Genomic DNA, 26,214 nt, shown 5'->3' on the forward strand with positions numbered 1-26,214 from the left:
ATTTTCAATAGAAAAATAACAACCTTTTTTTCTATTTTAATGAAAAATTTCTATTTTTATGTTTTAATAGAGTGCATTAATATTTCGCCAATACAAAAGCGAATTTTCCAATGTTAAACAAAATGAGGAAAACCGTATTTTAACTTTAATTATACTTAAAAACTAAAACTTGATAATAAATTATACTACAAAATGACAATAGACGAGATATATAAAATTGAAAATATAAGTATTCGTTCTTATAATGTGTGTAGATATAATGATCTTAACTCTATTGAAAAGCTAAAAGAATATTATTTGACCCATAATACATTTCAAACACTTCGTAATTGTGGACGTAGATCTAATGAAGAATTAATTGAAGTCTGTAAAAAATACTTGACAAAAATTGTAATAAATGAAATCAAAGAGATAAACAAAAACTCATTAGAAGAAAAACTTGCAGACTTATCAAGAATACAAAGAGAAGTTATTAACAGCTTTATTCTGGTAAATAAAAATAGTCTTTCCGTAAGAAGTAAAAATGCGATATCAAAATTTTTGAATGACAATTTTAGCGTTCGAAATTTTTCTGAAAAAATTTTATTAAACAAAAAGTTTATTGTTTCTTCAATTGAAAATATTGGAAAATCTTCTATCCCAGAATTAGAAATTTATATTTCTCTAGTAAATGACTTTATTATTAATGTTAGCGAGTTTAGTAATGAGAAACAAATTATTGAATTAAAAAACAGTTATTTAATTCAGCGGACTTTTTCTATATCTAAAATTCCAATTGAAATTTTACAATCTGAATCTATCTTTCAATTAACAGATTTCTTATTAAAAGAAAATTCATTTTTTAATGCAACTCACAATTTAATAATTCAAAAGACATTAAAAATATATAAAAACGAGAGACTACTAACTTTAGAACAAATTTCTTTAGAGAATGGCTTGTCAAAAGAACGTATTAGACAAGTACGAAAAGAAGGTTTTAGTGACTTATTTGAAAAATTATCTTTTATAAAAAACTTCAATGAAGATTTATTTAAAAATTATGGCATAGATACATCTTCAAATTTAATTGTAATGAGTGAAAGCTTGTCTAATCAAGTTAATGTATTGAATAATACTAATTTTTCAAAAGAGTTTACTTTATATATTATAGCAGTTTATTTAAGTAATGACTATGTTCTAACCGGAAATATTGAAGATGTATTATTTCCCAAATTTTCAAATAGTCGTAATAGGCATAATTGGAATAATTTTTACGTTGTGAATAAGGAGTTTTCGAGAGTTGACTTTATATCATTCGCAAACGATATAAATGCAAGAGTTAGCGAAAGAATTGAAGAAACTTATTCATTTAATTTCAAAAGTTATTTATCAAGGTTTATAGATGGTATTAACACAGAAATAATTGAAAAAGTTTTTCCTGTTGCTGAGAAAATAATCAATGATGAATTTGCTTTATATCTTGATTTAAATGATAGTATAGTTTTCAAAAGGAATACTATTAAACAAGCATTTGAATATTCTTATGAAGCACTTGAAAAATTAGGAAAACCTTCTAAAGTTGAAGAAATTACTCAAAAAATAATTGAATTACACCCTTATTACGAAACTGATGAAAACAAAGTTCGTGCCTCCATGAAAAGAAGAAATGGATTTGTACCAGTGGGAAGGAATAGTGTGTTTGGCTTAAAAAAATGGGAAAGTGAATTAGAAGATTTTAGAGGAGGTACTATAAGAAGTATTTCAACTGAATTACTTGAGCAATCTGATAATCCAAAACACATTTCAGAAATCACAGAACATGTATTAAAATATAGACCAAATTCCAATGAAAAAAGCATCTACTATAACCTTAGAATAGATGAATCTGAAACCTTTAGTTTCTTTAAAAATTCTTATGTTGGACTAAAGAAGAAGAATTATCCTGAAAATTTTGAACTACTTGAATACTCAAATATTGAACGGAATTCTTGGGAAGAGAGATATGCAGATTTACAAAAATTTCTTTTACTTGAAAATAGATTGCCTTTTTCTAATGGGGTTCCAGAAGAAGAAATTAGACTATATAGATGGTTAAATGTTCAAAAAGTGAAGATTAAGAAAGATGATTTGGATAAGCAGAAAAAACAATTAATAAGTGAAGTTTACAAAAAATTCCATCCAATAAATGGTAGAAGAAGATTAAACTCCTCAGAAAAATATGATGAGCTTTTTGAATTCATTAAAGAGAAGCAAAGATTGCCAAGTGCAAACAATCAAGGAGAAGAAAATCTTTATCAATTTTTTTATAAACAAAGAAAATTATATGATAATGATGAGCTAGATGATAATGAAAAATATAATTTTTCAAAAGTATGTGAAATATTGAAAAAACTAAATTTATGAAAATAAAAGACAATAAAATACACCAAAGCGAAAGACTAAAAGAGATTTGTTTAACCAAGAGTGTTGATTACAAATCTTTAGAATCTTTGTTAGATTCAGTCAAAGCAAAAAAAATAAAACGTATCAACTACCACCAGCAAAAAATTGTTGATGTAATCGAAAAAGCTATAAAATGAAATTTTCCAATATAAAAATCAACAATTTCAGGCAGTATTTTAAGACTGTTGATTTTGATTTATCTACTAATGACGACAAGAATATTGTAGTAATTGGTGGTAAAAACGGATATGGCAAAACTAACTTTTTATTATCAATTGTTTGGTGTTTGTATGGAGAAAAAATTTCTCAAATAGACGATAATTTCAAAAAAGAAATTCAGAAAGAGAAAAACTATTCTTCCTTTATGCAACAATCAATAAACTGGTCTGCCCAAAAAGAAGGAATTGATACTTTTTCAGTTAGTATTTTGGTTGAAGAAATCGAATTACCCGAAATTTCTAAACTATCATCAAATGCAGATAAAGTATTAATAATTCGCTCAAGAAACACATTAACAACAGAAGAAAAACTATCAATTGTTGACCCAATATCAAATATAGAAATTTTTGATAATGAAGAAGACAAATTCAATTTCATAAACGATTATATTATTCCGATAGATGCAGCAAAGTTTGTATTTTTTGATGCAGAGAAAATTGCTGAAATAGCGAATCTATCAATAAAAGAAGAAGGAAGTTTTATAAACGATGCTCTTGGAAAAATATTAGGGTTAGACAATTACGAAACACTAATTGATGATTTTGAGTTTTATATCAATACTTTAAAAAAGGAAGGAGCAACAAGAAATCTTCAAGAGCAAATTATAGATAAAGAAAAAGCAACAGAGCTGTCAGAATTAGAGATTGAAAAATTGGAAGAGGAAAATGCTGATTTACTAAAGAAAATTGATAATAATAAAAAAATAATCAGAGAACTAGATGCATCAATTTCTCAAAACAGCAAACAGGGGAATTCAAATTTTGACAGAGAAACCATAGTTGCTGAAATTGATAAATTAAAGTCAAAGGAAATAGAACTTAGTGAAAGATTTACTGAACTAAGCGAAATTATTCCTTTAACAATTTTAGCTGGAAAACTTGAAGAAGTAAAAGAGCATATTTCTATTCAAGAAGCAAACGAAATTTCTCAAAAATCCTCAAAAGAGAATTCTGAAAAAATAGAAAACTTCATTGAATTACTTTTTAATCGACCTCCTGATCCTGAAAATTCAACAATGTCTTTTAGGGACAAAAATTTCTATTACGAAAAGGCAAAACGTTTAGGAAGTGAATTATATAATACCGAAAGTGATTATCAAGAATTGAAATTTGAACACGATTTAAACAACGCTGAAAAGAATTTAATTTCTGATGCAATCAGTCTTGTTCATTCTCAATCGAGCGAATTATTTCAAAGCACTATTGAGGAGTTTAATGTAATTAATTCAAGAAAATCTGAATTAATGAAAATCCTTAGTAAAATTGATGCAGATTTAGTTGATGATATAGTTTTAGATTATTTGGCAAAAAAAGAAACTGCCGAAAATAAAACCACTGAATACAATAGAAAAATAGGAGAAAATACTCAACAGATAAACAAAGTAAAGAAAGATATAACCCGATTTAATCAAGAACTTATAACACTTAGAAGTAAAGTTGAAATCAATGCTCAAAACAAATTAAAAATAAAGGAAACTGAAAAGTATATTGATGTACTCAATACTTTTTTAGAGGAACAAAAGAGCAGACATAAAGACAGTTTAGAAAAAACAATTCTTATTGAGTTAAAAACATTGATGCACAAACTTTCAAGCGAAGAAAACAATAGCAAATTTATTGAAGATGTGAAAGTTACAATTTTGGCTTCGGGACAAGGAATGAAAATCACTTTACTTGACCAAGACGATAACGAAATCAGAAAAGAAAGTTTATCATCAGGAGAAAAGCAAATTTACATTTCTTGTTTAATTAAAGCTATTCTGAATGAATCCATTCAAAGTTTGCCAATTTTCATTGATACACCATTAGGCAGACTTGATGAAGAACACAGAGATAGCCTTACTAAAAAATATTATCCTGCCTTATCTGAACAAGTAGTTCTTTTCTCAACGAATAGTGAGATTACACCTAAACGATTTAGAGATATTTCAGAAAATATTGCAAAGTCATACCTATTGGTAAACGATGGAGCAAATACTAATTTAAAAAACGGCTATTTCCACAATTATGAGAATAACATTAACTAAAGAAAACGATGAAGTTCTATATAAACTAAAAAGTTTATATGGTTTCAAAAATGAGGGAATTGTTCCTCGTATTGCATTTGCATTAAGTTTACAAACAGGCAAATATTTTGATTTAGAAAATGAAAATATTCCGAAATCTGATGGAAAAGAATTTAGGGACGATAAAGCTCTTTTTGGAACTCTCATCAATGATACATCAAATGTTGTTATTTATAAATCAATATTGGATCAACATTATAACAAAAACACTTTCGAAGATGAATTTGTAAAACTTTTTAAACTTCATCTAAATCACGGTTTAAAGATATGGAATGAAAGTGTAGAAAATGGAGAAATTACAAAAGGAAATCATATAGATATTCTATTAAAACCAATAAAAAAGGGATTGACTTTAAGGTCAAATACTACTCACATTTCTACTAATGCTAAAAAATCAGAAGTTAAAGAGTTTCAAGAATTGTTATCATTTGAAATTGGGAAATCAGAAAATGATGAGCCAATTGTAATTAAAATCAATGATCTTCGAGAATTTGACAATAGAAATATTGCAATTGCAGGAATGGCTGGTTCGGGAAAAACCCAACTAATAAAAGACATTCTTTATCAAATTTCTAAAAATTCAAACAATGAATTGAAGTTTATATTTTTTGATTACAAAGGAGAAGGGAATCCGGAACAACTAAAACCATTTTTAGAAGCAACAAAAGCTAAATTTGTCGATGTAGTCAATGATGGCGGAGTTGATTTTAATCCTTTCCTATCAATAAATTTAGAAGAAAGACAAAGACCTTTTAGTATTCGTGCATTTGTAGATACTATCTCTACATTCGTTCCAAGAATGGGAGTTAGTCAAGAAAATATTCTGATAAGTTTAATCAATGATTTACTTGATAGAAAAAATGGTTCTTATCCAACTATAGCCGAATTATTTGAAGACTTAGAAAGTTATTACGAAGAAAACGGAATTAGACAAGATACTTTATATTCTGTTATAAGAGATTTATCAACTAATATTTTTAATTGTGACCAAAACAATCCAGAGGTTTTAAGTAAAAGTCTATATTTGAATTTACCACCGTCCTTATCAGATACTTTAAGACAGTTAGTTGTTTTTCTCTTACTTAAATATTTTTATACATATTTTTCAAGTACAAATGATTGTGAGCCAATTAATGAAATAATTATGCCTTTGCGGTATGTAATTGTTGTTGATGAAGCACATATTTATCTTGGAAATAAAAATGCAAGAAAAGCATTAGCAGAAATTTTAAGACTTCTAAGATCAAAAGGCGTTATTGTAGTCATGTTATCACAAGGTGTTGAAGACTACAAAACAAAAGATTTTGATTTTGCTTCACAAGTTAAGTTGCCAATTTGCTTGAATATTCAAAACAAAGATTATAAGGCAATCAGTAATTTTGTAGGAACACCAAGCAGTAAATATAAACTTGAAACAGAAATCAAAAAATTAGATTCTGGAAAAGGATTAATAAACATTGGAGAACCTAAAATAATAGAACTTAGACAATGGTGGAAAACAAAAAGAGACGATGAATTATAATAAGTTCAAGCATATTTGCATTCAAATATTTAAAATAAAGACCTTCATATTAATATTGGTTTGGTAAATATAGCGGCTAAAATGTTTTTTTTTGAAATATCCATCAGTAGTTTTATTAAACTTTTGTACTAAATAATATTCGAAAATTTTAGACCAAACAAATTCCTAAACCGACAATAATTTGAAAAATAATCTAATTCTATAGCAGAATGTTGATACAGAAATATACATCATCTTGGATTAAAGATTTTGAAAACTTAAAACGTGAAATCGAAAACGGGCTTCACGCAATTGATTTTACTATTGAACACGTTGGAAGTACATCTGTTCCAAAATTGGATTCAAAACCGATAATCGACATCGACATTATCTATTCTAAAAAGCCAGACTTTGAAAAAATAAAATTTGGACTTGAAAAAATGGGATATTATCATAATGGAAATCAAGGTATTGAAGGCAGAGACGTGTTTAAAATAAATAATAATTTTTCAAACAAAATAGTAGATACTGTAACGCATCATCTTTATGTTTGCCCAATTGACAGTAAAGCATTAGAAAGACACCTTTTATTTCGAAATTTTCTAAGAAAAAATGATTGGGCAAGGATAAAATATGAGAAAATAAAATACGAATTAGCGGAAAAAGCCAATCAGGACAAAAAGAAATATGCTGAACTAAAAGAAAAATACGTTAATGATTTTATTGACTCAATTGTTGAAAAAGAAAAAAAGAATACATAATCGCTTGTGCAAAAATTCTAAAAAAAAGAGGCTTTCTAAATTTTTTGGAAAGCCTCTTTTTTTTGTTATCTTTTAATAAACTTCAATGTTTGTTGGTCTATTTTCAGAAGATAGATTCCTGCATTCAAAGAAGATACATCTACATAATTTTTATTTTTGAAAGGTATATTTTCTGTTTTCATCCATTTCCCTGAAATATCATAAATCTCTATTTCTGAAATTTTTGAAATATCATTTCCTTTGATATAGAGAATATTTTCCAAAACAGGATTCGGATATACGATATAATGGTCAGCCAATGCGTTTTCCGAAACTGCCAGAGCATCATCGCCCAAACCTTGAGTATAATTACTTGCATAAGTTGTCCATTCTGAAATCGTGAAATTCACATTCGGGTCTGTTACATTAGCATTTCTGTATAAAGATTTGTTGTTATTGGTGTTGGAAGTATCCTTAAATCCTACTGCATCTACAGTAGTATAAGCCATGTCATAATTGTTGGTAGAAACAGTTTTCAGATATTTTTTTCCATAAGAAAGTTCAATATACTGAGTTCCTGTAAATGTCATTGGTGTTGCATTGGTGATAAAATCTCCTTGTGCAGCCGGAAAATTAGAAAACGTAGATTTTGGATTTACAATTACTTTGCTTTCTCCCGGTAGAATTTTACCTTCCAGTTCGTATGTATCGGAAAAATAATAGGTATTATTCGCTCCTTTAAACTGAATCGAAAGATAATAATTGGTAAGGGTAACTTCGTGGTTGGTCTTATTAGTTATTTCAATAGCGGTATTGTTGGTGCTTCCTTCAATATATTTTGTAATCATCAGATCTTTTGCGAAATTATCTGAAGCAGTGGTAGAAACAGAAAGTGTATTGCTATTCGGAGAAAAAAGAAAACCCTTGTTGTATGCTTTTACTGTAAAATTATAGGATGAAGAAGCGGAAAGTCTGTCTGCATAAAAAGTAGTATTCTTGGTATATCCGATGTAGTTTCCATCCTGAAAAATCTGATATCCTAAAATATTGGGTGAAGCTGAAGGTTGCCATTGAAGTTTGACATACGATTCACCGGTTTCAGATGCAGAAAGTGAAGCCGGAGCTTGTGGAGCTACTGTATCCGCAGTTTCAGACCAGATTAAATTAACATATTCAGGGTGATCGATAAAAGGATTCCGCACATTTTCGATAGCATAAACTGCATTATTTCTATCCATTTCTCTTTGCGAAACAGGATCTAAAGTACTCCAATCTTTCAGCATGGTAATATACCAGTCTTCATAGCCTTTTTCTTCGGTTCCGTCTAAAGGAGAAGTACTAAGCAAATAATTAAAATTATTCAGTGAACCTTCATACCGAACTACAAAATAAAGAATATAACGGGCAATATCGCCTTTGAATTCATCAATTGGTTCATATACTAAATTGGTATAACCCGGAGTGGTACTGTTTCCTAATTTGCTTCCATTACTGAAAATTTTATTATTTCCATTATTTCTTGCGTATGGATAGTTGCTTCTTCTTTGGTTGATATACGCATCGGCAGGAATCAGGTAATGAATATCGGAATACATCGGATAAATTCCGTAAAATGTACTTTGTGGCATTCCGTGTTCTTTATTCCAACCTTGTCCTTCTGCTGAAGCACTGGAAATATTCTGGGTAAGATTATAGCTGTATGCATCTGCACCAGTTGGATTTTCAGAATAAAGATCCAAAACGCTTCCGTCATTTTCATAATAATGATCCAAATCCGTATTGGCATACAAATTCCCAATATCACTATAATTATAAGAATATATCTTTTTTGTGATGATTTCGTGGAGTTTAGATTTCAGTTCATATCCGGAAAGTCCGGAAGCACCATCATAGTATCCAATCGGAATTTGCGCAAAAGCAAAAGAGGGTAATAATAAAATAGGTAAAATTTTTTTCATATTTCTTCAAAATGTGCGGCTAAATTAGTAAATAAAAATAATGCCTGATATAATTTAATGTTAAAGTTTTTAAAAATTAATTTTTTGATAATCTATTACTTATGAAGAAATAAGCATTAAAAATATCTTTCATTTCATATTTTCCATAATTTAATTATATTTGAGACAAAGTATAAAAAATGCAAACCGAACTACAACAGAATATCCAAATGATCGCGGAAACCGCAAGAGATTTCGCCGAAAAAAACATCCGTCCTCATATCATGGAATGGGATGAAAGCCAGACTTTCCCAAAAGAGTTGTTTCACCAGTTAGGAGAAATGGGATTTATGGGAATTGTGATTCCTGAAGAATACGGAGGTTCCGGACTTTCTTATCATGAATATGTTGCTATTCTTGACGAAATTTCTCAGGTAGATCCTTCTATCGGATTATCTGTAGCTGCTCACAATTCTCTTTGTACCAATCACATTTATGAATTCGGAAACGAAGAGCAACGGCAAAAATGGTTGCCAAAATTAGCTTCCGGACAAGTAATTGGAGCTTGGGGTTTGACGGAGCATAATACAGGTTCGGATTCCGGTGGAATGAGCACTACCGCCGTAAAAGATGGTGATGAATGGATCATAAACGGAGCTAAAAATTTTATAACTCATGCTATTTCCGGAGATATTGCCGTAGTGATGACCAGAACCGGAGAAAAAGGAGCAAAAAATAATTCCACAGCATTTGTTTTGGAAAAAGGAATGGCCGGATTTTCTTCCGGAAAAAAAGAAAATAAACTGGGAATGCGTGCTTCCGAAACTGCGGAACTTATTTTTGACAATGTGAGAGTTCCGGATTCTCACCGACTTGGAGGGGTTGGAGATGGTTTCAAGCAGGCTATGAAAATTTTAGATGGAGGAAGAATTTCCATCGCTGCTTTAAGTTTAGGAATTGCAAGAGGAGCATATAAAGCGGCATTGAAATACGCGCAAGAAAGACATCAGTTCGGAAAACCTATTGCTGAATTTCAGGCTATTAATTTTATGCTTGCCGATATGGCAACTGAAATTGACGCATCAGAACTTCTAATACAAAGAGCTGCTACTCTGAAAAATGCCAAACAAAAAATGACCAGAGAAGGAGCAATGGCAAAACTCTATGCTTCCGAAGCATGTGTAAGAATTGCCAATAATGCAGTACAAATTTTTGGAGGTTATGGATATACAAAGGACTTCCCTGCCGAAAAATATTACAGAGATTCTAAATTGTGCACCATTGGTGAAGGAACTTCTGAAATACAAAAATTGGTAATCGGACGAAGCATTTTGGGATAGTTTTTTGTATTCGATAATTAAAAAACAGAGCATCTTTTAAGGTGCTTTTTTTATGAATAAATGCTAAAACACCGTTACAAAGCGTATTCGTAATTATATGCATAGAATAATAAAATATTTTTAAGAAAAATTAATTTCCGTTACGATATTTTATATACATTTGCTTTATGTCTAACAAATTACAAACAAATAATCATGAAGAAATCACTACTCTCGTTTGCTCTTCTTGCATTCGCAGCAAGTTCTGTGTACGCTCAGACCGATCATCTCTGGCGAACAACTTCTAAAAAAAACTCTGAGGTTTTTCAAAATAAAATCTCAATAGCTAATCCTAAGCTGTATTCTTTAAACATTCAGCAGCTTAAAGACGTTTTATCTAAAGCTCCGAAAAAACTCGCATTCGGAGAAAAATCAGAAACTATTGTTTCTTTTCCTAACAGCGAGGGAAAATTCGAGAATTTCAAAGTTTCAGAACAATCCAATTTTGATCCTGAATTAGCGGCAAAATATCCGGATATTAAATCCTACGTTGGTCAAGGTCTTGACGATCCAAATTCTACTATATATTTCAGTATTTCTCCTTTAGGTCTTTCTACAATGGAAGTATATGCAGATCGTTCTGCTGTTTTTATTGAGCCCTATAATCAGGATTTGAGTACTTATGTAGTTTACAGAAAATCAGACAAAAAAGATAATTTCAATAAGTTTGAATGTACAGTAATGGATGTTGTTCAAACTGGAGTTGAAAATTCTCAGATTCACTTAAAAAATGCTGACGATGCTAAATTGAGAACTTTCCGACTTGCTCTTTCGTGCACCGGAGAATATACAACTTATTTTGGAGGAACAAAAGCATTAGCTCTTGCCGCAATGAATAATACCATGACAAGAGTAAATGGTGTTTTTGAAAAAGATTTTTCGGCAAGAATGGTTCTTATTGCCAATAATGATGCGGTTATTTATACCAATGCTTCTACCGATCCCTATTCTGCTGCTTCCGGTATGAGCAATTGGAATTCGCAGCTTCAATCTACTTTAACATCCGTAATTGGGGAAGCTAATTATGATATCGGACACTTATTCGGTGCTTCCGGAGGTGGCGGAAATGCAGGTTGTATTGGCTGTGTATGTACTAATGGTTCCAAAGGTAGTGGATATACATCTCCTGCCGATGCAATTCCTTCTGGAGATAATTTCGATATTGATTATGTAGCTCATGAAATGGGGCATCAATTTGGTGGAAATCACACATTTTCTATGAGCAATGAAGGTACCGGTGTCAATATGGAACCTGGTTCCGGTTCTACAATTATGGGATATGCCGGAATTACCAGTCAGGATATTCAGCCACATTCTGATGCATTTTTTCATGCCATAAGCATTCAACAGATTATGGTAAATATTAAAGCAAAAACTTGCCCTACTTCAACAAGCACTGGAAATTCAATTCCTACTGCAAATGCAGGTTTAGATTATACCATTCCGAAAAGTACACCTTTCATACTAACAGGAACCGGAACTGATGCAAATGGAGATTCTCTAACCTATATTTGGGAAGAAATAGATAATGCAACATCTTCACAAACTGGAGCGAGTTCGGCTGCTAGTGCTACTAAAACTTCAGGGCCAAATTTCAGATCTTGGACACCTACAACTTCACCGGTACGATATTTCCCAAGAATGCAATCCGTATTGGCAGGAGCTACCACAACTGCCGGTTCTGAAATTACAGTGGAAGCTCTTTCCTCAGTGGCAAGAACTTTAAATTTCAGATTCACTGTTCGTGATAACAGAGCAGGTGGAAGCGGAAATAATTCTGATGACGCAATAATAACAGTAAATTCAACAGCAGGGCCTTTTGCTATTACCTCTCAATCTTCGGCTGTTACTTATACAGGTGCTTCTTCACAAACCATAACATGGAATGTTGCCGGAACCACTGCTAATGGTGTAAATTGTGCAAATGTTGATATTTTATGGTCTACTGATAGCGGAAATACATGGACTACATTATTGGCTGCAACTCCAAATGATGGAACTCAAGCTGTAACTATTCCAAATTCTGCAACTACAACAGGTAGAATTATGGTAAAAGGTACTAATCATATTTTCTTTGATGTGAATAATGCTAATATTACTGTAACAGCAGGTTCTGGAGATACTACTGCACCTACAGCTCCTACTCTTTCAGCTTCCGGAACTACACAAAATTCTACGAATCTTTCTTGGAGTGGAGCAACAGATAATGTAGCAGTTACAGGTTATGATGTTTACAATGGAAGTACATTGGTTACTTCTACCACTTCTACTTCTTACACCGTAACAGGATTAGCTGCTTCTACAACGTATACATTCACTGTGAAAGCAAAAGATGCGGCAGGAAATATTTCTCCTTCAAGCAATTCGGTAAGTGTAACAACATTAGCACCAGCTGCTGATACTACTGCACCAACAGCTCCTACTCTTTCAGCTTCTGGAACTACTTCAAATTCTACTAATCTATCTTGGAGCGGAGCAACAGATAATGTGGGAGTTACAGGTTATGATGTTTACAATGGAAGCACATTGGTTACTTCTACCACTTCTACTTCTTACACCGTAACAGGATTAACAGCTTCTACAACGTATACATTCACTGTAAAAGCGAAAGATGCAGCAGGAAATATCTCTCCTTCAAGCAATTCGGTAAATGTTACTACTCTTTCAACTTCATTAACATATTGTTCAGCTTCTGCAACTAATACTAATGATGAAAGAATTTCGAAAGTTGTATTTGGAAGCATCAATAATTCTTCCACCGGAACTGCAGGGTATGAAAACTTTACTTCCGTTTCTACAAATGTGACAAGAGGAGTTGCTACTACTATTACAATAACTCCATTTTGGTCTTCAACTGTTTACAAAGAAGGATATGCAGTTTATATAGATCTGAACCAAGATGGTGATTTCGCAGACACCGGAGAAAAAATCTGGACAAAAGCTGCATCTACTACAACTCCTGTTTCAGGTAGTATCACTATTCCTGCAACTGCAACTTTGGGAACTACCAGAATGAGAGTAATGATGCAATATAATGCTATTCCAAGCTCATCTTGTGGAAGTTATACTTATGGACAAGTAGAAGATTATACTCTTACTATTGTTTCTTCCGGAAAAGATATAGACAATTCTCTTACTGTAAAAGATAATCTTAAAGTATATCCAAACCCTACAAAAGATATTTTGAATATCTCCAATGCTAAAAATTCAGATTTCAAAATTTATGACATCAGTGGTAAATTGGTGAAATCCGGAAAAACAGTAAACGGAGCAATAGATGTAAACTCTCTTACAAAAGGAGTATACATGATTCAGATTGATAATGTTTCTAAGAAATTTATCAAAGAATAGAAGAAACTTTTTTTCATAAATTAACATTTTCCGTCTCCATTTTGGAGGCGGTTTTTTATTAAAAAGAGGAAATAGTATGAGTCGTAATTAAAAATATTCTCAATATATTTGTTAAAATTTTAGAAAAGAAATGGAGAAGATTGATAGCCTGAATCAGGTAGCAGAATTTCATAGAACTTTTAATGCCCCTATTTTAGAAACTCCGCAGATTCCATCAAAAGAAAGATGTGAATTGCGTGTAAAACTTTTACAGGAAGAACTTGATGAACTGAAACAAGCAATATCGGACAATGATATTGTAGAAGTAGCCGATGCTCTTTGCGACTTGCAATATGTTTTGAGTGGAGCTGTTCTGGAATTTGGTTTAGGAGAAAAATTTGTAGAACTCTTTAATGAAGTTCAGCGTTCCAATATGTCTAAAGCCTGCGAAAATCAGCAGCAAGCCGATGAAACTATTGCATTCTATAAAGAAAAAGGACAGGAAGCCTATTCTGAAGTTTCCGGAAATAAGATCAATGTACACCGTATTTCAGATCATAAAGTCTTGAAAAACAAATATTATTCTCCTGCCAATTTAAAAACTATTCTTGAAAAATAATAATGAATAAAATTATAAAAACCTTCTTCGGATTATCTGTTGTTGCCCTTTCATTACAATCCTGCAATACCAATAAAGTAGTTGTAAACCGTGAAGTGGAAAACAAGAAAGACGGAAAAATGCTTCTGGGAACACAAACCAAAGATCAATTTAAAAAATCTCCATACAGCGATTGGTATGATTCTGAACATGAAAATTATACTGTAGATCAGGCTTCGATTAAGGATTTAAAAAAAGAGAAATTAAATTCATACAGTCTGATACTTGTAATGGGAACTTGGTGCGAAGATAGCCATAGAGAAGTGCCACGTTTAATGAAAATTTTGGAAAATTTAAATTATCCGGAACAAAAACTGACCATTATTGCCGTAAATCGTAAAAAAGAATCTCCAAGTGGCGAAGAAGGAGTTTATAACATCCAAAAAGTTCCTACTATTATTGTAAAAAAATACGGCAAAGAAATCGGCAGAATTATTGAATCTCCAAAATCCGGCTGGTTGGAAAAAGATCTGCTTGAAATCATAAAAAAAGATAACTCATCCATTAAAGATTTATTTAAATAATTTTGAAAAATATAAAGCCATATTTGTTTTTTTTGGCAGGGGTTGCATTGATGCTCCTACTCTTTTTTGTTTTAAATAAAATTCCGAAAATTTCTGATAAAAAAGAACAAACCGACTATTATATCCTTACCAACCAAATTACTAAAATGAATAAAATGGTAGTTCTGGAACAGGATTTTACAAGTCTTCAGAAAACGAAACTTTCCTATGAAATTTTGGGAAGCCACGTTTCAGATAATGAGATTGTAACTTTTACTAAGACCAATGCTCAGGTTTCCTATGATCTCAACAAAATGAAATTGGAAGTGGATTCTGTGGACAAAAAACTTATTATTAAAGAACTTCCGGAACCTGCTGTTCGCATTACTCCGAATGTAGAAATTCAGTCTCTTGATGATTCTTTCTTTAATAGGATTGATGAAGCACAAATTAAAAAAGTAACCCAAACTGCAAAAGAAAATGCCTTGAAAAATGTGAATCAAGACAAATTAAAAAAAGAAAGTGAAAAACAGCTTTTGGAAAATCTAAATCAAATATTTGTACTTGCTAAAGCACTAAATTATAAGATCGAAGACCAAACAGGAACGATTGAAATTACAAAGTTTTAATAAAATTATAGATAAGCAAGGGAAACAGATGATATAAATAAAGTAATAGTATTATCAATAAAAAAGTGAAAACAACAAAATGTTTTCACTTTTTTTATATTTTTTTTCATTTTTCATTGTTAAAAAATGAAAATTAGTTATTTTTACGAAATTATAATTTTTTAAAAAAAACTTCAATGAAAAAACAACTACTTGCACTTGGGATTGTAGGATTACTTACGGGCTTCTCAGGTACTGCTTCTGCACAGGAATTTGTAGAGAAAAAAATCACAAATGATAATGGAAATGTAAATCTTGTAGTTTTTAAAAAAACTGCAAATATTAGCTCTTCTTCAGCCAATGAACTTTTCAAAAATATTCTTAATCTGTCTTCTAATGATGAATTAAAACTGGTAAAATCAGGACTGGATTTTTCAGGAAAATTTGTAGATGAAAAGTATCAGCTATTCCATAAAGGTATTAAAGTAGAAGGTGGTGTTTATAATCTTCACTACCAAAACGGAAACCTGAAAAGCATGAATGGCGAAATTTTTCAGGATGATCTAGCAGAGACTACCCCTAAAATATCTTCTTCTTCAGCTTTCAACACTGCTATTAAAAATGTAGGAGCACAAAAATATATGTGGGAAGACGCAGAATATATTGCTCACAATGATTATAAAAAACCAACTGGTGAATTAATTTATCTTCCTGTTTATCAAGGAAATGGAAAATATAGCTTGGTATTGACGTATAGATTTGACATTTACGCTTCCGAGCCAATCAGCAGATCAAACATTTATGTAGATGCAATAGAAGGAAGAGTGATTGCAGTGGATCCAATTATGAAACATGCTAATGATTTTCATCAGCAAGTAAAAAATAATCCTATTGTAGTTGAATCCTATAATGAAGTAAATGCTAAATTTCCGCTATTAGTAGCAGGCTCTGCAGATACAAGATACAGCGGAAATAAAGCTATTGAAACCACTCTGAATGCAACTACCACTAAGTATAATCTAAATGATACAACAAGAGGTGGTGGTGTTCGTACTTATAATTTGAAAAAGGGAACATCTTTTGGTTCTGCGGTGGAATTTGAAGATAATGACAATAACTGGACTTCTGCCGAATTTAACAATAGTAATTTTGATAATGCAGCTTTAGATGCACATTGGGGAGTAGAAAAAACATACGACTATTTCAAGAATACCTTTAATAGAAATAGCTATGATGGAAATGGTACTCTTCTGAAAAGCTACATCCATTATAGTAGCGCATATGAAAATGCAGGATGGACAGGCTCTGAAATGGTTTATGGAGATGGAGCATCCAATTTTAGCCCTCTTACAGGTTTTGATGTCACTGGTCATGAATTGGGACATGGTGTTTGTTCTACTTCCGCAGCTTTATTATACCAAAGAGAATCCGGTGCATTGAATGAAGCACTTTCAGATATTTGGGGAACAGCCGTAGAATATACCTATGCTCCTGAAAAACAAAATTGGCTGATGGGAGAAGATATTACTAAAATTTCTCCATATTATTTGAGATCTATGAGTAATCCAAAATCAGGCTTAACTCCACAACCGGACACTTATCACGGAATTAACTGGTATCCTGCAACTGTAGAAGAAGGATGTATCACTCCAAGTAGCTTTAGTAATGACAATTGTGGAGTTCACTATAACAGCGGGGTGATTAATCATTGGTTTTATATTCTCTCAATGGGTAAATCCGGAACAAATGATTTAGGAAAAAGCTATAATGTAACCGGAATCACTATTGAAAAAGCAGCTAAAATTGCGTATCGTTTAGAAACTAATTATTTGACAGCTAGTTCCAATTTTATGAACGCAAGAAATTATGGAATTCAGGCTGCCAAAGATCTGTATGGTGCTGATTCTCCTGAAGCTATTGCAACTCAAGACGCTTTTTATGCGGTAGGTTTAGGTGCAAAATACCTTACAATACCAGATACCACTCCTCCTACTATACCTACAAATTTAGCAGCAAGTAATACAACTGGAAGTAAAACAACACTTTCATGGAGTCCTTCTACGGATGATAATGATATGGATAAATACATTATCTATAAAGGTGGTGTGGAAATAGCATCTGTAGCAGCCAATGTAAACACATATACTGTTACTGGACTGACACCTAGTACTACTTATTCTTTTTATGTAAAAGCTAAAGATGCTTATGATAATGTGTCGTCTGAAAGTAATACTGTTCAGGTAACCACACTTAATACACCTGATTATTGTAGCAGCACTTCTACCAATACAAATGATGAAAGAATCAAAAGAGTACAATTTGTAAACATTGATAATCCAAGTACAGGAACTGCAGGATATGAAGATTTTTCTTATCTTTCAACTGAAGTTACAAAAGGACAATCATATCCAATAACCATAACTCCAGAATGGACAGGAACACAATATAATGAAGCGTATGCTGTATTTGTAGATTGGAATAATGATGGTGATTTTTCTGATACCAATGAAACTGCATTTACTAAAGCAGCGTCTACCACAACTCCAATTACCGGAAATATTACAATTCCTTCCACTATAACATATTATGGAAACGTAAGAATGAGAGTAATTATGAGATATAGCACTACTCCTACATCTTGTGGTTCATTTACTTATGGCCAAGTAGAAGATTACACACTAAATGTAAAGGAATTTTTAGCCGTTGCGGATATCACTTCTCAAAAAACAACTTTATATCCTAACCCTGTAAAAGATATTATTACAATCCAAAGTAAAGTTGCTGGAGAGTTTTCTTATAAAATTTATAATACTGCCGGTCAATTAGTATTATCAGGAAATTCTTCGGAGAAAAAGATTAATGCAGATAAACTTCCGGTAGGAAACTATATTATTGAACTTAAGAATAAAACAGGTAATTCTTCTAATATGAAGTTTATCAAAAAATAAAACTTTAATTCATTTATGAATAAGAAGGCTGTCTCAAAAGGACAGTCTTTTTGTTTTTAAAATTTCATTTTGCATTGAACCTAATGTTAAAAACAGATAAAATTTTTAAAATAACTTTTTTAAGCATAATTTTTGATAGTTTTATTATAGGAATTTTTTCCGAACCTAAATTTAGTTTCATAATTTCATGAGTCCGGTTTCATATTCATACTATGAAGCCGGGTTTTATTTTTAAACCATTTTCGTCAATAATTTTCCAATATAAAAACAAAAAAATCCTTATTTTTGCCCTTTAAAAATTCTAAAAACGTATGTTAAAAATCACTCTTCCGGACGGAAGCATTAGAGAATTTGAAAGTGCAGTTTCTGCGCTTGATGTTGCAAAATCAATTAGTGAAGGTTTAGCCAGAAATACCATTTCTGCTTTGGTAGACGGAAAACAAGTGGAAATAGCTACACCTATTGAACATGATGCAACCGTTCAGCTTCTGACATGGAACGATGATTTGGGAAAGAAAGCATTTTGGCATTCTTCCGCTCACCTTTTGGCTCAGGCTATTTTAGATTTTTATCCGAATGCTAAACTTACCATTGGTCCTGCTATTGAGAATGGATTTTATTATGATGTAGACTTTGGCGATGAAACGTTAAGCGAAAAAGATTTTGAAAAAATCGAAAAGAAGGTTTTGGAAAATGCTAAAAAAGATTCAAATTTCAAGCTATATCCTGTTTCAAAAGCCGATGCTTTAAAAGAATATGCCGACAATCCTTACAAAGTAGAACTCATCGAAAATTTGAATGATGGAGAAATCACTTTTGTAACCCATGATAATTTCACAGATCTCTGTCGTGGAGGTCACATTCCTTCCACTGGAATTGTAAAAGCTGTGAAAATTTTGAATGCAGCAGGAGCATACTGGAGAGGTGATGAAAAAAACAAACAACTAACAAGAGTCTACGGAATATCCTTTCCTAAACAAAAGGATTTAACCGAATATCTTGAAAGACTTGAAGAAGCAAAACGTAGAGATCATCGTAAATTAGGAAAAGAACTCGGGATTTTTGCGTTTTCTGAAAAAGTTGGAGCAGGTTTACCTTTATGGTTGCCAAAAGGAACTGCATTGAGAAAAAAATTAGAAAATTTCCTTTCCGAAGCTCAGAAAAAAGCAGGTTATGAATTTGTAATGTCTCCACATATTGGTGGAAAAGAATTATATGTAACTTCCGGTCACTGGGATAAATACGGAGCCGACAGTTTTCAACCCATCAAAACTCCGAACGAAGGTGAAGAGTTTATGTTGAAACCAATGAACTGTCCGCATCACTGTGAAATTTATAAAACTTCGCAATGGAGCTATAGAGATTTACCGAAACGTTATGCAGAATTCGGGACAGTTTACAGATATGAACAATCGGGAGAATTGCATGGACTGACAAGAGTTCGCGGATTTACTCAGGATGATGCACATTTATTCTGTACTCCGGATCAGCTTTTGGCAGAATTTGAAAAAACGATTGATCTGGTTTTGTATGTTTTCAGTTCATTAGGATTTGAAGATTTTACAACGCAGGTTTCTTTAAGAGATCCGGAAAATCGTAATAAATATATTGGTTCCGATGAAAATTGGGAAAAAGCTGAAAATGCTATCATTACAGCAGCAAAAAATAAAGGACTGAAAACCGTTGTAGAATATGGAGAAGCTGCTTTCTATGGTCCAAAATTGGACTTCATGGTGAAAGATGCGCTTGGAAGAAGTTGGCAATTGGGAACGATCCAAGTGGATTATAATTTACCTGAAAGATTTGATCTTTGGTACACAGGAAATGATAATGAAAAGCACAGACCTGTAATGATTCATAGAGCGCCATTTGGTTCTATGGAGCGTTTTATTGCTATTTTGATAGAAAATACAGCAGGAGATTTTCCTTTATGGCTGAGTCCGGAGCAATATATTATTCTTCCAATCAGTGAAAAATATGCAGATTATGCGAAAAAAGTTTCACAATTGTTAGAAAATCACGATATTAGCGGTCTAATTGATGATAGAAACGAAAAAACAGGGAAGAAAATTAGAGATGCAGAATTGAAAAAGATTCCTTTTATGCTTGTAGTAGGCGAAAATGAAGAAAAAGAAGGTACAATTTCTGTAAGAAGACGTGGTGAAGGAGATTTAGGAGTAATGAATATAGAAGAATTTGTTTCGTACTTTAAAAATGCTGCAAGCACAGGATACGAATTTGGAAAATAGAAAAATTATCATTCCGAATGAGAAAACAAGAATGATAAATAAATATAAGATTAACTTTAAAAATATAAAGCGATAGCACAGAGATTTAACAACAGAGGCCCACAAAGACGTCCACAACAAGAGGACGCACATATGATTAACGATAAAATTCGGGTAAGAGAAGTTCGTTTAGTGGGCGATAATGTAGAGCCGGGAGTATATCCTACTGAAAAGGCAAAACAAATTGCAGAAGAGCAGGAATTAGACTTAGTCGTAATTTCAGACAAAGCTGAACCTTTTATTGCCAGAGTTTTGGATTACAAAAAATTTCTCTACGAGCAAAAGAAAAAACAAAAAGAACTGAAAGCCAAACAAGTAAAAGTGGTGGTAAAAGAAATTCGTTTCGGACCTCAGACTGATGATCACGATTATGAATTCAAAAAGAAACACGCTGAGAAATTTTTGGAGGAAGGTTCAAAACTTAAAACGTATGTATTCTTCAAAGGAAGGTCTATCATATTCAAAGATCAGGGAGAAATACTTCTTCTTAAACTTGCTCAAGAGTTGGAACATGTTGGTAAAGTAGACCAACTTCCGAAGCTTGAAGGTAAAAGAATGATTATGATGATGAGTCCAAAGAAAACAATCAAATAAATTATAAAAAGCTATTTCATTCTGAAGTAGCTTTTATTTTACCAAACTCTCAATTGCAGATAAAATTTCTTTATTTTTTGTAATGCTTAAGGAAGATATTTAATATTGAAGAAAATATACTCACAAATTTGCAAATCCCTATGATTAGGGAGTAAAATTTTGATATACAATATTTGAATATTTGTTTTTTTCGTATATTTGCAAACTCAAAAGTTATTGATAACAAAAACATAAAAAAGCAGAACAATGCCAAAATTAAAAACTAAATCAGGTGCTAAAAAGCGTTTTGCTCTTACCGGAACTGGTAAGATCAAAAGAAAAAATGCTTTCAAAAGCCACATCTTGACTAAAAAAGAAACTAAGCAAAAGAGAAATCTTACGCAAACTTCTTATGTTGCTACTGTGGACGAAAAAAGCGTTAAGCGTCAATTAGCAATTAAGTAGTTTTTATAAATCTATCGGTTTATAAGAATTCAAAAATTCAAAAAAAAGTTAACCCTGAAACGGTGCCACTAAGAGTAATAAATGTTACCGCCCTTTTCAAAAAAACAAAATTTTAAATTATGCCAAGATCAGTAAACGCTGTAGCGGCTAGAGCGCGCAGAAAAAAAGTACTAAAACAAGCAAAAGGTTTCTACGGAAGAAGAAAAAACGTATGGACAGTTGCTAAAAATGCTGTGGAAAAAGCAATGCAATATGCTTACCGCGGTAGAAAAGAGAAAAAAAGAAATTTCAGAGCTCTTTGGATTTCCCGTATCAATGCAGGTACCAGAGAACACGGAATGTCTTACTCTCAGTTTATGGGAGCTCTTAAAAAGAACAACGTAGAGCTAAACAGAAAAGTTCTTGCAGACCTTGCAATGAATCATCCGGAAGCTTTCAAAGCAGTTGTAGACCAAGTAAAATAAATGTAAACTTTTTTGTTATCAATAAAAAATCCCGAAAAAATCGGGATTTTTTATTGAAAATAGTTCTTTTCATCGTCAGAGAAAACCGTCAAATTCTCGATGGATCGCAAAAAATTCTCAACGAAACTTCACAAATTCTATTTCCGTTAATTTTAATAAAATAATTTTAACATTTCATACGTTTAAGTTGGAAATTTAATTTTACTATGAAAAAAACACTTTCAGCTAGTTTATTACTGGCATTATTCTTTACTTTATTTTCCTGTAACAGAAATGATGAAAATATTTCTCAAACAGAAGAAACTCCGTTTTTTAATCTGAAAGTTGGTAATGAGTGGGTTTATAAAACTTATGAAAGACAAGATTATTCATCTGAATTTACTTTTACGGGAGAAACACAAACAATCAAAATTGTAGATGAAGTTTCCAAAAACGGAAAAAAATATGCAAAAACAGAAGTTTCTTATAATGCACAGCCCACAGAAATTCAATATCGTAGAGTGAATGAAAAAGGACATCTTGTGATGCTTGCGTCAATTTTTTTTGATTCAGGACTTACTGATAAGGAATCTGTAATACACCCTGGATCAGACTTTTCATACAATCATGCACAGACCGTCTACGAATCCAATAATGCTCTTGGAACTATTTTGTATAAACTTTATCCTGAAACTACTGTTATGGTAGATGGTAAAAATTACCTTGTTTCTCCTTATAATGGAGTGTTCACTCCTAATGATGAGCATTCTTACCTAATATCAAAAACGGTTGAATATAATTATAAAGCAGGTGTTGGTATGATCAATATGATATGTCATTCAATACATGATACATATAATTATGAACGTCGATTGGTAAGTTATAAATTGAATTAATTGCAAACCACTTTTAGCGGTTCTTTATTTTTTAAAGAATTTACTATATCTTTGGAAAAAATTAAAATAAATGAAAAAATTTTTATTTGTAGCTACATTTTTGCTTTCTATCTTGCATCATTCCCAGACTTTTATTCAGGCATATCAGAATAGAGCAAATCTTGTTTCGCAGACCAATATTAATACATATCTTCAGGAATTTCAAAATTTAGGTGTAAAAACAACAGGTTCTGTAGCTAATGCAAATGCACTTAGCTGGTTAAAAAACAAATATCTTTCATTTGGATACACTGCGTCTCAAATTGTAGAAGACCCTTTTACATTTGGCAGCACTAGTTCTAAAAATTTAGTAATCACAAAAACAGGAACTCTTTATCCAAATAAATATGTAATCATTTGCGGACATTTTGATAGCATTAATGGTCCTGGTACTAACGATAATGGTAGTGGTGTTTCCGTGATTTTGGAAGTTGCAAGAATTTTACGCAATATACCTACCGAATATTCTATCCGTTTTATCAATTTTTCCGGAGAAGAACAAGGATTATACGGAAGTAGCCATTATGTACAAAACGTTGTAAACGCTACCAATCCTAAAATGGATATTAAATTGGTTTTAAATATAGATCAAGTTGGCGGTGTTTCCGGGCAAACCAACAATACTATTACTTGTGAAAGAGATACAAGTAGCTCCCCTTCTACAAATAATGCAGCATCTAATACGATTACTCAGCAATTGATGACTTGTGTATCACTTTATTCTCCTCTTCAAACTAATCTATCTTATGCTTATGCTTCAGATTATATGCCTTTTCAGTCAAATAATGAGGTGATTACAGGATTATATGAATACAATGAAAGCAGCTATACACATACTGCAAATGATGTTTTAGCAAATATGGATCCTGTATATGTTTACAATATTGCGAAAGCAACGGTAGGAGCAGCACAACACTTTTCAGTGGCGTCTACATCCACTTTATCTGTAGAAGGCTGTCCACCTTCGCTAATGTTGGAATCTTTAAAAATATTTCCAAATCCTGCTCATGATCTGCTCACAATTGAAATGCTCAATTCCAAGATCAAAGATTTTGAATTTGAAATTAGAGATTTGTCCGGAAATCTATTGCAGAAATCTAAAAACAGTACATCCATTGACATATCAGATTTAAAACCCGGAATATACATGGGAACGATGATAGTTGAGGATCAGAAAGCTACAAAGAAGATCATCGTAAAATAAAAAACGAAAACCGTCGATTGGCGGTTTTTATTTTTTCAATACATTTTGATATACTTGCATAATTGCATTGGCTATTTTTTCGTCGCTAAATTTTTGAGCAAAAACCAATCCTTTTTCTGCTCTACGTTTACGCTCGGATTCATTTTCCCAAAGAAATTTTATTTTTGACTGCAAATCCAAATAATTTTTAGGATCTACATACACAGAATCCGAACCACCAGCTTCAGGAAGACAGCTTACATTACTGGTAATAACCGGAGTTCCGGAAAATAAAGCCTCAATTACAGGGATTCCAAATCCTTCAAAAAAACTGGGATAAATAAAAATATCTGCTAATTTATATATCACAGCAAGTTCTTCCATAGAAACTCCTTCAAGAAAGTGAACTTGATTTTCCATTTTATTTTTCCGGATAAAATTGTCCACTTTTTTGTAGTATTTTGTTTTCTTACCAACAACAACTAATGGAATATCCGAATCTTTCAATGCTTTTACTATATTTAAAAGATTTTTGCGTTCTTCAATAGTTCCGACATTTAAAATAAATCTTTCTGGAAGATTGAATTTATTTTTTGTTTTTTGGATAAGCTCTTGAGATTGTTGTTCTTTAAAAACATGATGACAACCTTGATAGACGACTTCAATTTTGTTTTCCGGAACTTTCAGATACTGAATAATATCATGCTTTGTTTGTTCAGAAATGGCAATTACTAAATCGGCATTTTTGGCTGCTTTTTTAAATTTCCAAAAATGAATTTTCCTATCGAAAAAGGAATAATATTGTGGATATCTTACGAAAATCAAATCGTGAATGGTGACAATTTTTTTTATTGGCTGTTTATACCATTTCAAAGGCAGTTCACCTGATAATCCATGAAAAATATCTGCATTTTGTTTTTGTGCATCTTTTCCCATTTTGAACTGTCGGGACATATTTCCTTTTGAAGTCTCAAAAAAATGAACATTGGAGTTTTTCAGAATATCTTCTCCTCTTTCCGATTTTTTTTTGTTGAGTAAAATATATTCGTTTTCAGGAAAAAAGGAAGCCAAAATCCGAATCAAATCACGGGAATAATTTCCTAATCCGGAAGCATTATTAAAAAAACGTTTTGCGTCGTAAGCTATTTTCATAAGAAAAGCAAGGTAAGAAACCTTGCTTTATTTTACAATATTTTGTTATAATTATTCTTTTATAAATTTACCGTTTTGGTTACCTATTTTATAGAAATACATTCCTCTTGGCAAATCATTTAGATGTAAAGTAATTCTGTCTTCATTACCAAAAATTTGGGATTTTACCAATCTACCGGTTGCATCTGTAATCTCAACTTGAGTACTTCCATTTTTAGGATTTATAATATTTAATAAACCTGTTGTAGGAATTGGAAAAGCTGTTAATTTCCCACCACTTTCTATTTCTTTGGTTGTAAGAGTAGATGTTGGTAAAGAATAGATTTCCATTTTATTTAAGCTTGTCGTACCATTGTAGTTATATTCATATAATAGCATTTTATTTTTGTTAGCTACTGGATCTGTATATGGTGTAAAAGTTTCGATACTAACATTTCCGAAATCTTTTATCACAACACCGTCTTCATTTATTATTTTGCTGCTGGAAGAATAGGTACTTGTAGCAGAGTTATAATAGTTTCCAGTAACAAAAATTTCAATTTTTGCGTCAGTATTAAACAAATATTTAGAAGCTGTATATGCCGGAAAACTGTTAGAATCTACAAGCCAAAGACTATAATTGGAAGGTATTTGTGAGTTTACTGTTTTGTAAACCGAATAATCCTGTTTGTAAATTGTGATTACATTACTTCCTCTCACAAGGGAAATATAATACATCGTATTTCCATCTTTATAAGGAACAACATACTCATTATCTAAAAATGTTTTTTCTAATGTAATTTGCCCAAAAGCTAAACTTGTAGCTGCTAACGATAAAGATAATAATAATTTTTTCATCATTGATTAATTTTAATTAATTATAAACA

The 26,214-nt window shown here is 31.8% G+C and carries 20 protein-coding genes; 17 read left to right on the plus strand and 3 right to left on the minus strand.

Translation table 11 applies throughout. The features are described 5' to 3' along the window. The first annotated feature begins 192 nt into the window (after positions 1-192). The 5 genes from AC2A1C_RS00065 to AC2A1C_RS00085 all read left to right on the plus strand — a co-directional run bounded on the left by AC2A1C_RS00065 (position 193) and on the right by AC2A1C_RS00085 (position 6,967). Positions 193-2,382 carry a sigma factor-like helix-turn-helix DNA-binding protein gene (locus tag AC2A1C_RS00065; protein ID WP_484022249.1) on the plus strand — a complete coding sequence of 730 codons (2,190 nt, stop codon included), beginning with the start codon at positions 193-195 and terminating at the stop codon, positions 2,380-2,382. Beyond that, a complete protein-coding gene (locus tag AC2A1C_RS00070) occupies positions 2,379-2,558 on the plus strand; it encodes a DNA modification system-associated small protein (protein ID WP_484022251.1) in 180 nt (59 codons plus the stop codon). The genes AC2A1C_RS00065 and AC2A1C_RS00070 overlap by 4 nt, the downstream gene beginning before the upstream one ends. Further along, positions 2,555-4,666, plus strand: a complete 2,112-nt coding sequence (locus tag AC2A1C_RS00075) for an AAA family ATPase (RefSeq protein ID WP_484022253.1) — start codon at positions 2,555-2,557, stop codon at positions 4,664-4,666. Before AC2A1C_RS00070 ends, AC2A1C_RS00075 begins: the two co-directional genes overlap by 4 nt. Continuing rightward, a complete protein-coding gene (locus AC2A1C_RS00080) occupies positions 4,647-6,227 on the plus strand; it encodes a DndE family protein (protein WP_484022255.1) in 1,581 nt (526 codons plus the stop codon). The genes AC2A1C_RS00075 and AC2A1C_RS00080 overlap by 20 nt, the downstream gene beginning before the upstream one ends. A gap of 209 nt (positions 6,228-6,436) precedes the next feature. Then, on the plus strand, positions 6,437-6,967 hold the full coding sequence (locus AC2A1C_RS00085; RefSeq protein WP_484022257.1) for a GrpB family protein: 531 nt from the start codon (positions 6,437-6,439) through the stop codon (positions 6,965-6,967). A 65-nt stretch (positions 6,968-7,032) separates the two neighbouring features. Here the strand turns inward: AC2A1C_RS00085 and AC2A1C_RS00090 are convergent, their stop codons facing one another. Then, positions 7,033-8,904, minus strand: a complete 1,872-nt coding sequence (locus AC2A1C_RS00090; RefSeq protein WP_484022259.1) for an endonuclease — start codon at positions 8,902-8,904, stop codon at positions 7,033-7,035. A 179-nt stretch (positions 8,905-9,083) separates the two neighbouring features. Between AC2A1C_RS00090 and AC2A1C_RS00095 the strand changes: the two genes are divergently transcribed. From AC2A1C_RS00095 to AC2A1C_RS00150, 12 genes are all read left to right on the plus strand, one after another. Beyond that, complete coding sequence (locus AC2A1C_RS00095; RefSeq protein WP_484022261.1) at positions 9,084-10,223, plus strand: acyl-CoA dehydrogenase family protein; 1,140 nt, start codon at positions 9,084-9,086, stop codon at positions 10,221-10,223. Positions 10,224-10,418: 195 nt separating this feature from the next. Then, entirely contained in the window at positions 10,419-13,613 is a 3,195-nt protein-coding gene (locus tag AC2A1C_RS00100; protein WP_484022263.1) for a reprolysin-like metallopeptidase, read from the plus strand. 130 nt (positions 13,614-13,743) lie between these two features. Further along, the gene (locus AC2A1C_RS00105) at positions 13,744-14,211 is read left to right on the plus strand and encodes a pyrophosphohydrolase domain-containing protein (RefSeq protein WP_484022265.1); all 468 of its coding nucleotides are present in this window, start codon (positions 13,744-13,746) and stop codon (positions 14,209-14,211) included. 2 nt (positions 14,212-14,213) lie between these two features. Continuing rightward, a complete protein-coding gene (locus AC2A1C_RS00110; RefSeq protein ID WP_484022267.1) occupies positions 14,214-14,774 on the plus strand; it encodes a TlpA family protein disulfide reductase in 561 nt (186 codons plus the stop codon). Positions 14,775-14,776: 2 nt separating this feature from the next. Next, complete coding sequence (locus AC2A1C_RS00115; RefSeq protein WP_484022269.1) at positions 14,777-15,382, plus strand: DUF4230 domain-containing protein; 606 nt, start codon at positions 14,777-14,779, stop codon at positions 15,380-15,382. 176 nt (positions 15,383-15,558) lie between these two features. After that, positions 15,559-18,309, plus strand: a complete 2,751-nt coding sequence (locus AC2A1C_RS00120; RefSeq protein WP_484022271.1) for a M4 family metallopeptidase — start codon at positions 15,559-15,561, stop codon at positions 18,307-18,309. 311 nt (positions 18,310-18,620) lie between these two features. Continuing rightward, the gene (gene thrS, locus AC2A1C_RS00125) at positions 18,621-20,558 is read left to right on the plus strand and encodes a threonine--tRNA ligase (RefSeq protein WP_484022273.1); all 1,938 of its coding nucleotides are present in this window, start codon (positions 18,621-18,623) and stop codon (positions 20,556-20,558) included. Between the two features lie 132 nt (positions 20,559-20,690). Then, positions 20,691-21,191 carry a translation initiation factor IF-3 gene (infC, locus tag AC2A1C_RS00130; RefSeq protein ID WP_484022275.1) on the plus strand — a complete coding sequence of 167 codons (501 nt, stop codon included), beginning with the start codon at positions 20,691-20,693 and terminating at the stop codon, positions 21,189-21,191. A gap of 246 nt (positions 21,192-21,437) precedes the next feature. Continuing rightward, positions 21,438-21,635, plus strand: coding sequence for a 50S ribosomal protein L35 (rpmI, locus tag AC2A1C_RS00135; RefSeq protein WP_484022276.1), 198 nt, complete (start codon positions 21,438-21,440; stop codon positions 21,633-21,635). A 119-nt stretch (positions 21,636-21,754) separates the two neighbouring features. Continuing rightward, complete coding sequence (rplT, locus tag AC2A1C_RS00140) at positions 21,755-22,099, plus strand: 50S ribosomal protein L20 (RefSeq protein ID WP_484022278.1); 345 nt, start codon at positions 21,755-21,757, stop codon at positions 22,097-22,099. Positions 22,100-22,305: 206 nt separating this feature from the next. Continuing rightward, a complete protein-coding gene (locus AC2A1C_RS00145; RefSeq protein WP_484022280.1) occupies positions 22,306-22,974 on the plus strand; it encodes a hypothetical protein in 669 nt (222 codons plus the stop codon). 70 nt (positions 22,975-23,044) lie between these two features. Continuing rightward, complete coding sequence (locus tag AC2A1C_RS00150) at positions 23,045-24,217, plus strand: M28 family peptidase (protein WP_484022282.1); 1,173 nt, start codon at positions 23,045-23,047, stop codon at positions 24,215-24,217. A gap of 27 nt (positions 24,218-24,244) precedes the next feature. Here the strand turns inward: AC2A1C_RS00150 and AC2A1C_RS00155 are convergent, their stop codons facing one another. Both AC2A1C_RS00155 and AC2A1C_RS00160 read right to left on the minus strand, forming a co-directional pair. Beyond that, positions 24,245-25,348: a glycosyltransferase family 4 protein gene (locus tag AC2A1C_RS00155; RefSeq protein ID WP_484022284.1), complete on the minus strand. Its 1,104-nt coding sequence runs from the start codon at positions 25,346-25,348 to the stop codon at positions 24,245-24,247. Between the two features lie 51 nt (positions 25,349-25,399). Beyond that, positions 25,400-26,185 carry a T9SS type A sorting domain-containing protein gene (locus tag AC2A1C_RS00160; protein WP_484022286.1) on the minus strand — a complete coding sequence of 262 codons (786 nt, stop codon included), beginning with the start codon at positions 26,183-26,185 and terminating at the stop codon, positions 25,400-25,402. Positions 26,186-26,214: the final 29 nt, after the last annotated feature.

This window comes from Chryseobacterium sp. HNCC26DJ241, assembly GCF_057180505.1.